Source organism: Marinomonas spartinae, assembly GCF_900089775.1.
Classification (GTDB): domain Bacteria; phylum Pseudomonadota; class Gammaproteobacteria; order Pseudomonadales; family Marinomonadaceae; genus Marinomonas; species Marinomonas spartinae.
Genome location: NZ_FLOB01000004.1, coordinates 117,108 through 129,949, shown reverse-complemented (window position 1 = coordinate 129,949; position 12,842 = coordinate 117,108). Strand labels below are relative to the sequence as shown.

General features: G+C 43.3%; 14 protein-coding genes. 7 read left to right on the top strand and 7 right to left on the bottom strand.

What is annotated here, in order from left to right:
* Nucleotides 1-56 precede the first annotated feature (56 nt).
* Both ubiG and MSP8886_RS10555 read left to right on the top strand, forming a co-directional pair.
* Complete coding sequence (ubiG, locus tag MSP8886_RS10560; protein WP_067016195.1) at nt 57-782, top strand: bifunctional 2-polyprenyl-6-hydroxyphenol methylase/3-demethylubiquinol 3-O-methyltransferase UbiG; 726 nt, start codon at nt 57-59, stop codon at nt 780-782.
* 31 nt (nt 783-813) lie between these two features.
* Nucleotides 814-1,566 carry a YciK family oxidoreductase gene (locus MSP8886_RS10555; protein ID WP_067016193.1) on the top strand — a complete coding sequence of 251 codons (753 nt, stop codon included), beginning with the start codon at nt 814-816 and terminating at the stop codon, nt 1,564-1,566.
* A gap of 88 nt (nt 1,567-1,654) precedes the next feature.
* On the opposite strand, the gene MSP8886_RS10550 is transcribed toward MSP8886_RS10555, so the two are convergent.
* Together MSP8886_RS10550 and fabV are read right to left on the bottom strand one after the other, a co-directional pair.
* Nucleotides 1,655-2,278, bottom strand: coding sequence for a hypothetical protein (locus tag MSP8886_RS10550; protein ID WP_067016191.1), 624 nt, complete (start codon nt 2,276-2,278; stop codon nt 1,655-1,657).
* 137 nt (nt 2,279-2,415) lie between these two features.
* The gene (gene fabV / locus MSP8886_RS10545) at nt 2,416-3,618 is read right to left on the bottom strand and encodes an enoyl-ACP reductase FabV (RefSeq protein WP_067016189.1); all 1,203 of its coding nucleotides are present in this window, start codon (nt 3,616-3,618) and stop codon (nt 2,416-2,418) included.
* A gap of 180 nt (nt 3,619-3,798) precedes the next feature.
* On the opposite strand from fabV, the gene MSP8886_RS10540 reads away from it, so the two are divergent.
* A complete protein-coding gene (locus MSP8886_RS10540) occupies nt 3,799-5,037 on the top strand; it encodes a glycosyltransferase family 4 protein (RefSeq protein ID WP_217491342.1) in 1,239 nt (412 codons plus the stop codon).
* 28 nt (nt 5,038-5,065) lie between these two features.
* On the opposite strand, the gene MSP8886_RS10535 is transcribed toward MSP8886_RS10540, so the two are convergent.
* The 4 genes from MSP8886_RS10535 to MSP8886_RS10525 all read right to left on the bottom strand — a co-directional run bounded on the left by MSP8886_RS10535 (nt 5,066) and on the right by MSP8886_RS10525 (nt 7,560).
* Entirely contained in the window at nt 5,066-5,260 is a 195-nt protein-coding gene (locus MSP8886_RS10535) for a DUF1289 domain-containing protein (protein WP_067016185.1), read from the bottom strand.
* Nucleotides 5,261-5,265: 5 nt separating this feature from the next.
* Nucleotides 5,266-5,433, bottom strand: coding sequence for an oxidoreductase-like domain-containing protein (locus tag MSP8886_RS21905; RefSeq protein ID WP_083200907.1), 168 nt, complete (start codon nt 5,431-5,433; stop codon nt 5,266-5,268).
* 93 nt (nt 5,434-5,526) lie between these two features.
* Nucleotides 5,527-6,243 carry a YebC/PmpR family DNA-binding transcriptional regulator gene (locus MSP8886_RS10530; RefSeq protein WP_067016183.1) on the bottom strand — a complete coding sequence of 239 codons (717 nt, stop codon included), beginning with the start codon at nt 6,241-6,243 and terminating at the stop codon, nt 5,527-5,529.
* A 147-nt stretch (nt 6,244-6,390) separates the two neighbouring features.
* Nucleotides 6,391-7,560 (bottom strand): aminotransferase-like domain-containing protein, encoded by a 1,170-nt coding sequence (locus MSP8886_RS10525; protein WP_067016181.1) that lies wholly within the window; start codon nt 7,558-7,560, stop codon nt 6,391-6,393.
* A 305-nt stretch (nt 7,561-7,865) separates the two neighbouring features.
* Here MSP8886_RS10525 and MSP8886_RS10520 point away from each other — a divergent pair, with 305 nt between their 5' ends.
* From MSP8886_RS10520 to MSP8886_RS10510, 3 genes are read left to right on the top strand one after another with little or no spacing between them, the layout of a single operon-like run.
* Nucleotides 7,866-9,272 (top strand): ATP-binding protein, encoded by a 1,407-nt coding sequence (locus tag MSP8886_RS10520; protein WP_067016179.1) that lies wholly within the window; start codon nt 7,866-7,868, stop codon nt 9,270-9,272.
* 21 nt (nt 9,273-9,293) lie between these two features.
* Nucleotides 9,294-9,971, top strand: a complete 678-nt coding sequence (locus MSP8886_RS10515) for a response regulator (protein ID WP_067016176.1) — start codon at nt 9,294-9,296, stop codon at nt 9,969-9,971.
* Between the two features lie 58 nt (nt 9,972-10,029).
* Nucleotides 10,030-10,980 (top strand): AEC family transporter, encoded by a 951-nt coding sequence (locus MSP8886_RS10510; RefSeq protein WP_067016174.1) that lies wholly within the window; start codon nt 10,030-10,032, stop codon nt 10,978-10,980.
* An 85-nt stretch (nt 10,981-11,065) separates the two neighbouring features.
* On the opposite strand, the gene MSP8886_RS10505 is transcribed toward MSP8886_RS10510, so the two are convergent.
* Nucleotides 11,066-11,698 carry a YiaD family glycine zipper/OmpA-like lipoprotein gene (locus tag MSP8886_RS10505; RefSeq protein ID WP_067016172.1) on the bottom strand — a complete coding sequence of 211 codons (633 nt, stop codon included), beginning with the start codon at nt 11,696-11,698 and terminating at the stop codon, nt 11,066-11,068.
* Nucleotides 11,699-11,943: 245 nt separating this feature from the next.
* Here MSP8886_RS10505 and MSP8886_RS10500 point away from each other — a divergent pair, with 245 nt between their 5' ends.
* Entirely contained in the window at nt 11,944-12,831 is an 888-nt protein-coding gene (locus MSP8886_RS10500; protein WP_067016170.1) for a helix-turn-helix transcriptional regulator, read from the top strand.
* Nucleotides 12,832-12,842: the final 11 nt, after the last annotated feature.

The window sequence follows — 12,842 nt, the reverse complement described above, 5'->3', positions numbered from 1 at the left end:
CATCCGCGTAGAGATGACTAAAAAAACATCAATGAAACTCTATTTTGGAACCCAACATGACAGACAACACCGAACACAAATCCAACGTCGACCTAACTGAAGTGGCAAAGTTTGAAGCACTTGCCAGTAAATGGTGGGATACCGAGAGCGAATTTAAACCTCTACACGACATCAACCCTCTGCGAGTGGGTTACATTAATGAACGGGCATCACTTAAAGGCAAAAAAGTCATAGACGTAGGGTGTGGTGGTGGCATCCTATCCGAAGCGATGTTCAAGTTAGGCGCACAAGTGAAAGGCATAGATATGGGAGAAGCCCCACTTGCCGTAGCAGAATTACACAAAAAAGAGTCAAAGCTAGATATTGATTACGAACGCATTACCGCCGAAGACATAGCGGAGCGCGAGGCGGGCAAATACGATGTTGTCACCTGCTTAGAAATGCTGGAACACGTTCCTGACCCCTCTTCTGTCATAAAAGCCTGCATGAAACTAGCTAAACCTGGCGGGCATGTATTCTTTTCTACCATAAACCGTAATCCTAAAGCTTATCTGTTTGCCATTATTGGCGCCGAATACATTCTAAACATGCTTCCTAAGGGGACACATGACTACGCAAAATTCATCCAACCCTCTGAATTAAACAACTATGCACGACACGCAGGTTTAGAGGTACAGCACATTACAGGCATGACTTATAACCCAATTACCAAGCACTACAAGCTAACTACAAGAGATGTATCCGTCAATTATATGATGCATACTCAAAAACCAAACACATAAAACTATTACGTTAAAGAAAGAGGGAATTGCTATGTTCGATTACAAAGCCCCAGAGCAATTATTAAAAGATAAAGTGATTTTGGTTACTGGCGCAGGCGATGGCATTGGCAAGGCAGCAGCAATCACCTACGCTCAATACGGTGCTACCGTTATTTTGCTTGGAAGAACAGCCAAAAAACTGGATATTGTCTACGACATCATCAAAGAACAAGGCTACCCTGAAGCCGCCATTGTGCCACTTAATCTGGATGGCGCAGGGGAACATGACTACTCCGAACTTGCCAATACCATCAAAAGCGAGTTTGGACATTTAGATGGCGTACTCCACAATGCCAGCCTACTAGGCGAACGAACCCCTCTTTCTGCTTACGACGCCAACACCTTTGAACAAGTCATGAAGGTCAATGTCCATAGCCAATTCCTTCTCAATCAGGCTCTTTTACCCCTATTAGAAAAATCACCCAATGCCTCCATCGTCTTTACGACATCAAGCGTCGGAAGAAAGGCAAGAGCATACTGGGGCGCTTACGCAATCTCTAAGTTTGCTACGGAAGCCATGATGCAATTACTGGCTGACGAATTAGGCAACATCTCCAACATTCGTTCGAACGCCATTAACCCTGGCGCAACCAGAACCCAGATGCGTGCTGCCGCCTACCCTGCCGAAAACCCTGAAACCCTCCCCACGCCAGAAGAAATCATGCCGGTTTACTTATATTTGATGGGCAATGATAGCCTTAACATCAATGGACAATCCCTAGACGCACAAGCACAAAAAGCCTAAAAGGCAAAAAAGAGACGGTCAGCATCCTCAGCCACCGTCTCTTTTTTAGTAAGTGCCACCCTTCCCCCTCACTATAAAACAATGGAAACTAGCCACCACCAATCAACTGATTCAATTTCTCTTCTTGTGTTTTTTTCGAGGGCACGACATCTGTCGGTGCAGGTTGTTTTTCAACCTTATCGGCAGGCGCTTTTCCATCAATAGATTTACCCACACCATTAGGTGAAATAGCTGAAAATTCACCGCTATCAGGGTTAATACCTTGAGATTTTTCTGCTGTCTTTACGGACTGCTTTTCATCCTCACTTAGCTTATTCAACTGATCACCAAAAATTCCGATTTCCGGCATCATGCGCAGCCGCTTCTCCTGAATTGCTTCAGGTATATGTCCTGTAAACAACACCGTAAAAGGCGCCTCTTCTGTACGACGATTTATCTCGTTGTATATTTTGTTTTCTTTTGCCGCAACGGCATTTTCTTCCAGATAAGCACGAGAGGAGCCATCTGGAGACACCACGACATTTGGCTCTTTTACAGAAGGTTTGGATTTTTCGACAGGAATAACATCCACTTTATTTGGAGAATCAAGCACAACCTGATGCTGAGCATGAATGATTTTATTACCATAAATAATATTGACAGGCATCTCGACCACCCTTTGCGCCCAAACCGTCAGTGGCAAGAACAAGACAGCCAAAACAATGATTTTCATGACAACCCCAAATTACGCACTCAGACACCCCAAAAGACAATATCACGTAGACTATAAAATATATCTTCCCATTAAAAAAGGAGACCAAGCAAAGCTCAACCTCCTTTTCGTAACACAACAGTACTAATATGTAAAAATTACAATGTGATCACATCAAACTCGGCAACTGGATCAGCATCTGCTTCATAATCCACACCTTCGACACCAAAGCCAAACAGCTTCAAGAACTCATCTTTATAAAGCTGGTAGTCCGTTTCTGCGAACAAGTTTCCATCATTAATTTGTGGCCAAAGATCACGACAGGCTTGCTGAACATCTTCACGTAATTCCCAATCATCCAAACGCAAGCGATTACTGTCATCCACAAGCTCTGCTGGATTATGATTGTTGTACAAACGCTCAGCAAACATACGGTAGATTTGATCCATACAACCTTCGTGAAGGCCTTTTTCGCGCATTACCTTGAAAACCATGGCAAGATACAGAGGCATCACAGGGATCGCAGAAGAGGCCTGAGTTACAACTGACTTAAGCACGGCAACGTTTGCACCGCCTTTAAATTCAGCAAGCTGACCATTGATCGCATGCGCTGCACGATCCAAGTCTTCTTTGGCTTTACCTAGAGCACCATGCCAGTATATTGGCCAAGTAATATCAGAACCGATGTAAGAGTAAGCGACGGTACGAACGCCTTCCGCTAGTACGCCAGCCTCTTTAAGAGCAGACATCCAAAGCTCCCAATCCTGCCCCCCCATAACCGTTGTAGTCGCTGCGACTTCTTCTTCTGTCGCAGGCTCAATTTCCGCTTCAATGATCACATCTTTATTGGTATCAATCGCAGTAGAGCGGTAAGGCTGACCAATAGGCTTAAGTACAGAGCGAACCACTTCTCCTGTATCTGGCAACTTACGAACAGGCGATGCCAAGGAGTACACCACCATATCCACTTCACCCAAATCTTGCTTGATCAGCTCAATAACTTTATCGCGCGCTTCATTTGAAAAAGCATCACCATTAATACTTTTTGCGTACAAACCTTCTTCTTTTGCCGCTTTATCAAAAGCAGCCGCATTATACCAACCTGCAGTACCGGTTTTCTTTTCTGTTCCAGGCTTTTCAAAAAACACGCCAATTGTCGCGGCCCCAGAACCAAATGCAGCCGCAATACGAGAGGACAAGCCATAACCACTAGAAGCCCCAATCACAAGCACTTTTTTTGGCCCATTGTGAATTTGACCTTTACTCTTTGTGAAGGCGATCTGATCTCTTACGTTTTGCTCACAACCCACAGGGTGAGTTGTCGTACATATAAATCCGCGAATTTTTGGTTTGATGATCATATATAATCTCTCAATGACATGTTTTCCTTACGCCTTGCTGTCCATCAATCCTAAGAATCAACCACACAAGACAAATTTATCCGCCATGATACAATAGCTCAATGAATATGTCCTGACCTTGAATCAAAATTCAACGATTCAACCTCAGTCTTAACCCTTATACAAATCAAAGAGATCAAGGTGCATTTACTTATCATCGGCTACGTTTGGCCCGAACCTAACTCCTCTGCAGCGGGTAGTCGCATGATGCAGCTACTTAACACATTTCGCAAACAAGACTGGCAAATCACCTTCGCCAGTCCCGCACAACCAACTGAACATATGGCCAATTTAGAGGTCATTGGCGTTCAGACTACACAGATTCTTCTTAATGACGATTCTTTTAACCAGTTTATCCTCGATGCCACCCCCGACGCAGTCATCTATGACCGTTTTATGATGGAAGAACAGTTTGGCTGGCGTGTTGAAACATACTGCCCAAATGCCTTGCGTATTCTAAACACCGAAGACCTCCATTCTCTTCGCCACGCCAGACACCAAGCAATCAAACAAAAGCGACCATTTCAGTTAGAGGACATGTATAACGATCTTGGCATTCGAGAAATCGCCGCCATTCTTCGCTGTGATCTAACCTTGATGATTTCAGAAATGGAAACCAAACTGTTAATCGATGAATTCCAGGTACCAGAAACACACCTTTTTCACCTACCCTTTATGCTCCCATCACCACAGGAAGCCGCCTCGCTCCCCAGTTTTGAAGCGCGCCAACACTTCATCAGCATTGGCAACTTCCGCCATGCACCGAACTGGGATGCAGTATTACAGCTAAAAACAGAAATCTGGCCCCACCTTAGAAAGCGACTCCCCCAAGCAGAGCTGCATATATATGGCGCCTACCCCCCCCCTAAAGCGACTCAACTTCATAATGCAAAAGACGGTTTTCTTGTAAAAGGCTGGGCAGAGAACGCCCAGACCGTTATGCAACAAGCAAGACTCTGTTTGGCACCATTACGCTTCGGTGCGGGCATCAAAGGAAAATTGGTCGAAGCGATGCAGATGGGCACACCAAGCATTACCACACACATTGGCGCAGAAGCGATGCATGGGACACTGCCATGGAATGGGGTCATCACTGATGATGTTGAAGCATTTGTTGAAGCGGCAGCTTCCCTATACGAAGACAAAGCCAATTGGGAATTAATGCAAAAAAACGGCGCGACGATTTTAAACGCACGTTATTTGGAAACAGAATGGGCACCAAAGCTTATCACTAAAATCCAACAACAATCTCAACAAAAGGAAGGCTTAAGGAAAAAGCATTTTTTTGGCAAAATGCTCAGACACCACTCAATGAAAAGCACTCAATATATGTCTCAATGGATTGAACTGAAAAACCGACGCGATACAAGCAAGGGCTAGCACAGAAATCATCAGCGCTAGAAGCAAATTAGTCAGACACTAGCTTACTTCTAGCCTCTCGTTCTCGCACCTTTTTCATAACCGCCAACTGAGACGCTTTGTTCATGCCCCCCCATAAACTAATTTCTCGACCACTACGGTAGCAGCCGACGCAAATATCCTCTTCATTCAACAAGCAAATGTTAACACAAGGAGACTTGACTTGAGGTTTTGGCCTACTCATAGCAATCACTTACCCTCATCATTGTGGGATGAAGATGAACTCTGACTCTCTTTTATCTTTTTCTGTTCCGCATTCCAAGCCCTAAGCTCTTCATAATAAGTGTCCCATACACAAGGGGAACACTCACTTTCACAACATTCCCAGTCCTCTGGCGGTGTTGGACGCTCAGACATAAACAACCTTCTACTTACCTTTAAGACTATTAAAAAAGAAAAACTCTGACGAAAGACCCTCTCGCCAGAGCTATCATAACGTTTCTCTGTCAACTACAACTCAGCGTTATGGTAAACACGCTGAACATCATCCAAATCGTTTAGCAAATCCAAGAAGCGCTCAAATTGCTCAACATCCTCACCTTCAATCGGCGTTGTGTTTTGAGGGACAAACTGAATTTCATCCACATCAAATTCAATATCCCCAAACGCCTCTGTCAGTGCTGTTTTTGCTTTATTGTAGTCTGTGTTAGGAGCAAATACGGTCACCTTACCGTCTTCTAGCTCAATATCAGTAACATCGACGTCCGCCATCATTAGCGCTTCCAGTACCGCTTCTTCATCGTCACCAGAAAAAACAAAAATGGCACTGTGATCAAACATATGACTCACACTACCTTGACTGCCAATTTTACACTTCACTTTGTTAAAGCAAGTGCGGACATCCCCAAAAGTACGGTTGGGATTATCAGACAAACAGTCAACGATCACCATGGTGTTACCAGGACCAAAACCTTCGTAACGAGCTGTATCAAAATCTTCCCCGCCACCGCCTTTCGCTTTATCAATTGCTTTATCGATAACGTGCGTTGGCACCTGATCTTTTTTCGCGCGCTCAATCAAAGAACGCAGTGCTAAGTTGCCATTTGGATCAATACCGCCGGATTTTGCACAGACATAAATCTCACGGCCATATTTGCTGTAAACCTTGGCTTTTTGATCAGACGTTTTTGCCATGGACTCTTTGCGGTTCTGGAAGGCTCTGCCCATTACATATTCCTATTCTATTCGTTCTTAAAAGTAAGATTCTAACGTGTCCCCCAAAAAGAAGGAACTCTTTCACCATTATAAAGACGATAAAAAGCCTGTCAGCCTAACCTGTTATGGAATAGCAATCAGCAAAGAGTAGACACTCTTCTATTTTGTTAGCAGTCGTTTAATCACGCCAGCAAGCACCGCCACTGCCTTATTAATGTCATCCAGCGAGACACGGGCAAAACTTAATCGTAAAAATGAATCCTTTAGTGGGCTTTCACTAGGGAAAAACGGCACGCCTGGCAGCACCAGCACGTTTTCTCGCAAGGCCTCCTCCAATACTAGCGTCGATGACACACCGTCCGGTAAACGTAGCCAAAAAAACATACCACCAGCGGGAAGGGCAAATGTCACCAAATCGCCTAATTCCGATGACAATGCTTGCGCCATCACGTCCCTCTTATGCTTATAAACCTCTTTTAATGTCACCAAATGAGCAGGAAAACCACCGGAAGACAAGAAATAAGACACCATCTCCTGCCCCAGACGGTTCGTATGAAGATCAATCGCCTGTTTTACCTTAACCAAATACGGCGAAAAAGCTGGGCAAGATACTGAATACCCAGTACGCACACCTGGCCATAGTACCTTAGAAAAACTGCCTAAATATAACCAAGGCGCCGTTTTCAACAACGAACAAATCGGTGTTAAGTCAACCTGTTCGTAGCACAAATCGCGATAAGGGTCATCTTCAATCAACAATATCCCCTTCTCATCCAACAAGGCAGCTATCTCTCGTCTACGCTGCAGACTATAACAATGGCCAGCGGGGTTTTGAAAATTAGGGATTAAATACAGGGCTTTGGGATGATGAGCATCAATCGCCTGACGCAATGCCTCTAATGACATCCCTTGTGCATCAGAAGCAACATCATGAATCGTCGCCCCCTGTAAACTAAAGACCTGACAAGCGGCCAAATACGTCGGCTGCTCAGTCAAAATCGTCGAATCACCATCCAATATTAAGCGGCTAATAATATCCAACCCTTGTTGCGATCCGGTGGTAATCAAGACATCATCCGCCACAGTCGACAAACCACGATCCGCAACAATAGAAACTACTTGCTCACGAAGTCTTATTTCCCCTTCACTCGGCCCATATTGACGGCTATCCGCTAACACATCCAGACTTGGGTAGGCTGGCATGTATTTTTCATCAGGCAATCCCCCTGCCAGTGACAAAACGTCTGGTTGTTGGCTATAGTGCAGCAACTCGCGCACCAAAGAGGTTTCTATTTTTTGAGTATGAGATGTAAGCAAGTGAGAGATCATTATCGCAATATCCTGCATGTAAAAGGAGAAGAGTAAAAATAATCCTCTACAGCACCATAAGAAAAAAGATACAGATTCTAGCTAAATCAGGAATACAGATCCCTGACTTACCGCAACTAAAATAAAGATTTATTATTATTCCTCATTTATTACACGCCTCAAAAGTAGCTATAATTTCCATACGGGCCTTATAATCGACCATAACTTTTTCTTTTTTATAAAAGCAGACATGCAAAGCCGTTCTCAATGCGAAGACGATTAAAGCTGTTCTTTTGCCTTAGCCAAAGGATTCAACGTACTTTATTATGACCTTCACCAAAAAAATTAAAATCCGACACAAACTCTTTGTCGTTTTCGTCCTTAGCAATATTTTGGTCATTGTCTCCATGTGGCAAGTCTTTCAATGGAGTTTTGACAAAGGTTTCGTCTCCTATGCGACCGCACGTGACCGTGACTTCCTAGAACAAATGGCTAATCGCACGGCCAACCTCTATGCTTATTACAATGATTGGTATTTTCTCGTTCAGGAAAGCCGAATGGAAAAGAAATGGAATCAAACTCGATTAGAAAATCTGCGAGACTTGATCCCACCGCCAAGCACACCTAATTTAGATCTTATTTATCCATCTCAATATTATCGTCAACGTTTTTTATTATTTGATAAAAACCAAAAAAATCTAATTGGCCGTGTTCCATTTGATAAAGCAGAAACCCATGCCGTCATTGTCAACAAAAAAATTGTTGGCTATGTCGGGCTTAGATCCATGCGTGCTGTTGTCCAAGACCAAACCCTGCGCTTCGTTCAGCAACAAGGTGAAGCTTTTTTATTGATCTCAGCGTTTATTCTCGCCATCGCCGCCTTACTAACTTGGCCTCTTGCTCAATGGTTAAGTCGGCCTATCTGTACCATAAGAGAAGCGACTAGAAAATTAGCCACGGGTAAATTTGACACTCGAATTAAAATACAAGGCACCGATGAACTAGCGGATTTAGGCACCGACTTTAACCACCTAGCAACGACACTAGAGAATACACGCGAATCTCGTAAGCGCTGGGTTGCGGACACCGCTCATGAACTGCGTACGCCTGTTGCTATTTTGCGTGGCGAAATAGAAGCAATGCAAGATGGCATCATCAAAGTCTCTCCAGAGAGCCTAGAGTCACTGCAACAAGAAATTGTTCACATTGCTCGACTAATCGATGATTTAAATCAGTTATCCATGCATGATATGGGCAACCTGAACTATGAAATGGAAGAAGTTGATCTAGCAGACACACTTGAGCAAACTTCCCAATCCATGTCTTTGATTTATAAAGAAGCAGGATTGGACTTAGAGCTTGAAGTTACTACAAAACACCCGATATTAATTAATGGTGATGAAAATCGCCTTCATCAACTCTTTGCTAATTTAATGAATAACTCATTAAAATACACAAATACGCCGGGAAGACTTAAGATCACCTTGCGAGAAGAGAAAAATTTAGCCATTGTTCTATTTGAAGACACGCCACCGGGTGTCAACGAAGAAGAAAAGCAACGGATTTTTGAGCAGTTTTATCGCGTTGAAAATTCACGCAACCGAGCAACGGGGGGCAGAGGCTTAGGTCTGGCCATCTGCACCAATATTGTCAATGCCCATCAGGGTACGATAAAAGCCTATCACTCCCCTGAAGGCGGCTTAGGCATAAGAATAGAGTTTCCTTTACATTAATAATATGGAATAACAAATACTATGAGCAAAATACTGATTGTTGAAGACGAACCAAAATTAGCAGAATTAGTTGCTGCCTACTTAGATCAAGCTGGCTATGAAAATCACCATATTGACCGTGGTGACCAAGCCGTTGACTACGTAAAAAACAACCAAGTAGATCTTATCCTTCTTGACTTAATGCTACCTGGCTTAGATGGTATTGAGATCTGCAAGCAAGTTCGTCAGTTTAGCGGTGTTCCTATTATTATGGTCACAGCGAAAGCCGAAGAAATTGACCGCTTAATCGGTCTTGAAATGGGCGCGGATGATTATGTTTGCAAACCATTCAGCCCTCGTGAAATTGTCGCGCGTGTTAAAGCTAATCTACGTCGCGTTGAATTGGATCAAACCGAATCGCCTCGCACTGACGGCTTTGACTTAGATGTTGATCGTCTTCGCGCCACTTACAAAGGCGAGCTGATCGACCTAACAACGGTAGAGTTCCAATTACTACAGCTTTTAATTAAAGAGCCAGGACGTGTATTTGGTCGTGATTTAATCATGAAAAGCATCTATGCTGACAGCCGCGTTGTTAGTGATCGTACGATCGATAGTCACATCAAAAAATTACGCAAAAAAATCTCTGCCGTCGCACCGGAACTTAACGTCATTCACTCTGTTTATGGCGCAGGTTATCGTTTCGAAAATAACGATTGATTATTCTCACCTAGACGAACCTTTCAGTAATAAGGTTCGTCTTCTATAAGGAACCACGTTGAATAATTTTTGGGAGATATTGGGCTTTTCACTCTCTATCACAATACCCATTTTTTTAATTTTGGTATTAGGAGTGGCTCTTTATCGGATACGCTTAATCAATGATAACTTCGTTGACGTGGCTTCCAAGCTCGTCTTTAATATTACACTCCCTGCTCTTCTGTTTATTAGCATATCCAGAACGAATATCACTAAAAACACCGATTTTTCTTTAGCACTTTATGCTGTTGGCTCGGTGATTATCGTCTATATCCTACTGGAGCTCCTTGCCTCACGAATTATTCCCATAAAAGCCGATAGAGGAGTGGTTATCCAAGGCGCTTTCCGGTCGAACATGGGCATTATTGGCTTGGCTTATTGCGTCAATGCTTATGGAGAAAACGTTTTTTCGGTCGCTTCCATTTACCTTGGTAGTGTGACGATTCTATTTAATATTCTATCGGTTATTTGCCTGAATCGCTCTATGGACGCCCAAAAAAGCATCACATATACGCTAAAAAGTATTGCAAAAAACCCACTTATCATCGCGATTGTAGCGGCCTTACTATCGTCGTACTTGGGATTGCATATACCATCCACGCTCCATAAAGCAGGCAGTTATTTTGCACAAATGACCCTCCCATTGGCATTAATATGTGCAGGGGCCTCATTAAACTTTGGCGCATTAAAAAAAGACATGTCGACCGCTCTCCTTTCTGCCATCGGAAAACTGGTTGTTGTTCCATCATTGATTACACTAGGCGGCTATTTTTTTGGCTATCGAGGCATGCAACTTGGTGTACTTTTTCTTATGTCCTCTGCACCTTCGGCATCAGCCGGCTATATCATGGTCAGGGCAATGGGCGGTAATTCCTCCCTCGCAGCAAACGTGATTGTCTTAACAACCATAGCCTCAGTATTCAGCACGAGCATTGGTGTCGCAATACTAAGCAGCCTGCATTTAATATAATTGTTATAACACAACGTAAATGCCATAAAAAAAGGGTTTCACCTCAATGAAGCCCTTTTTAAATCCTACTAATACGACGAATGAACTAGCGAGTAATAGGCTGAATTTTTAGTTCCACTCGACGGTTTTCTCGGCGGTTAGCTGCACTGGTGTTAGGTACTTTAGGTTGATATTCCCCCATACCAACGACCGTTAAGCGCTTGGCATTCACACCATCCACAATCAGCAAATTTTTCACAGACTGCGCACGTCGCTTAGACAACTGCAAGTTATACTCTTCAGATCCAGTATTATCGGTATGACCTTCTACTAACAGAACGGTTTTAGGATAATGATTTAGAATCTTAGCAACATCCTTTAATACCGGATCAATACTAGGGTTAACGGCAGCACTATTCGTTGCAAATGTAATATCCCCCGGCATAATCAAACGGAGATTGTCCCCTTCACGCACCACTTGGACACCCGTTCCTGCTAACTCGTTTTTAAACTCTTGCTCTTGATTATCCATGTAGCGACCAATAGCACCACCAGCCAGCGCTCCCACGGCAGCCCCCCAGACGAGACGACTATTGTCATTGTCGCCTGTCGCTTTGCCCAAAAGCGCTCCGACTGCAGCTCCAATTCCTGCACCTTTCTGGGTGTTATTAGGATCCGTCGCACAACCACTTAATGCAATAGACATCGCCACAGTACCGATAACTAACGTCTTTCTCATGTTTTCCTCACCAGTTTATTTTATACCAATGTCAAAGTGCCGGAGTGTAGAACAAGCATCCGACAACTAAGCTTCAACTATGTTTATACACATCATACCACACAGAAATCACCACTAAATCGTCAACAAGTCGAAAAAGCCTCCCTTACCAATAGATAGAATATAAAATTTAATGATAACCACTTGCATTAATGGAAAAATAATACTTTAATGATAATCATTATCAATAACAGGAAGAGCAGGCAATGCAAATTGATCTTCATTATGCCTACGATAGCCAAGGCGACATCAAGGACCACTACGCATCAGCAATCTCTGGCTACAAACGCCACATTGCCCTTATGCCCAATTTAGAGCTAACTGAGCAACACATCTCTTGTCAGCAAGATTGCATACTGTCCGAGCAAGCAAAGCGTGGACTCTATTTTACTATTGCTAGCGATAACATCATTAAAACCACAGACGACATTCATTCTATCAACATAAGCTATTTACCTAAAAACTGGGCAGGTGATTTTCATCTAAAGCAAGGTGAGAAGAAATCACTTATTCAAATGCATATTCTTCCTGAACAACTAGCCCAAGTCTTAGGAGAAACAGAAGATCAAACCGTTCAGTACTTTAATCACCTTTTTCATATCCTTGAAGCGCAAGACAACACATTAAACTTACCCGTCACAGACAAGAACAAGACGGTATGGCATGCTATTTTAGCTCACACAGGACATAATCTAAGCCTAGTAGGACATGCCTATGCCTGTATTTTTACCCTTATTGAACAATTAAAGATGCTTAAGCATCTTACTCAGTGCAGCGACTGCCAAAGTAAAATTTTCCATGCCCAAAACTTGCTTGAAGTCCCCCAAAACTTAAATTTGAAACCACAATTTCTGGCTAATCAAGTCGGGCTCAATGAGGAAGCCCTTACACTTGGTTTTTATTATCTTGTCGGCCAGTCTATTACAAGCTATAGCAAACACCGTCGCATACAATACGCTGCCGAACAATTGCGTAAGAACCCTAACGCTAAAACCAGCATAGTTGCCGATAGTGGTTTTTCCGAAGCCCAGTTCGAAGCGATTTTTATTCAACATTTTGGCATTAGCAGCCAACATTACGGACAAATACATTAAGCAATAGGAAG

Coding starts and splice junctions, on each gene's coding strand:
- fabV (WP_067016189.1), bottom strand. CDS start 3,618: ATGATCATCAAACCAAAAATTCGCGGATTTATATGTACGACAACTCAC.
- MSP8886_RS10505 (WP_067016172.1), bottom strand. CDS start 11,698: ATGAGAAAGACGTTAGTTATCGGTACTGTGGCGATGTCTATTGCATTA.
- MSP8886_RS10520 (WP_067016179.1), top strand. CDS start 7,866: ATGACCTTCACCAAAAAAATTAAAATCCGACACAAACTCTTTGTCGTT.
- ubiG (WP_067016195.1), top strand. CDS start 57: ATGACAGACAACACCGAACACAAATCCAACGTCGACCTAACTGAAGTG.
- MSP8886_RS10530 (WP_067016183.1), bottom strand. CDS start 6,243: ATGGGCAGAGCCTTCCAGAACCGCAAAGAGTCCATGGCAAAAACGTCT.
- MSP8886_RS10515 (WP_067016176.1), top strand. CDS start 9,294: ATGAGCAAAATACTGATTGTTGAAGACGAACCAAAATTAGCAGAATTA.
- MSP8886_RS10555 (WP_067016193.1), top strand. CDS start 814: ATGTTCGATTACAAAGCCCCAGAGCAATTATTAAAAGATAAAGTGATT.
- MSP8886_RS10500 (WP_067016170.1), top strand. CDS start 11,944: ATGCAAATTGATCTTCATTATGCCTACGATAGCCAAGGCGACATCAAG.
- MSP8886_RS21905 (WP_083200907.1), bottom strand. CDS start 5,433: ATGTCTGAGCGTCCAACACCGCCAGAGGACTGGGAATGTTGTGAAAGT.
- MSP8886_RS10525 (WP_067016181.1), bottom strand. CDS start 7,560: ATGATCTCTCACTTGCTTACATCTCATACTCAAAAAATAGAAACCTCT.
- MSP8886_RS10535 (WP_067016185.1), bottom strand. CDS start 5,260: ATGAGTAGGCCAAAACCTCAAGTCAAGTCTCCTTGTGTTAACATTTGC.
- MSP8886_RS10550 (WP_067016191.1), bottom strand. CDS start 2,278: ATGAAAATCATTGTTTTGGCTGTCTTGTTCTTGCCACTGACGGTTTGG.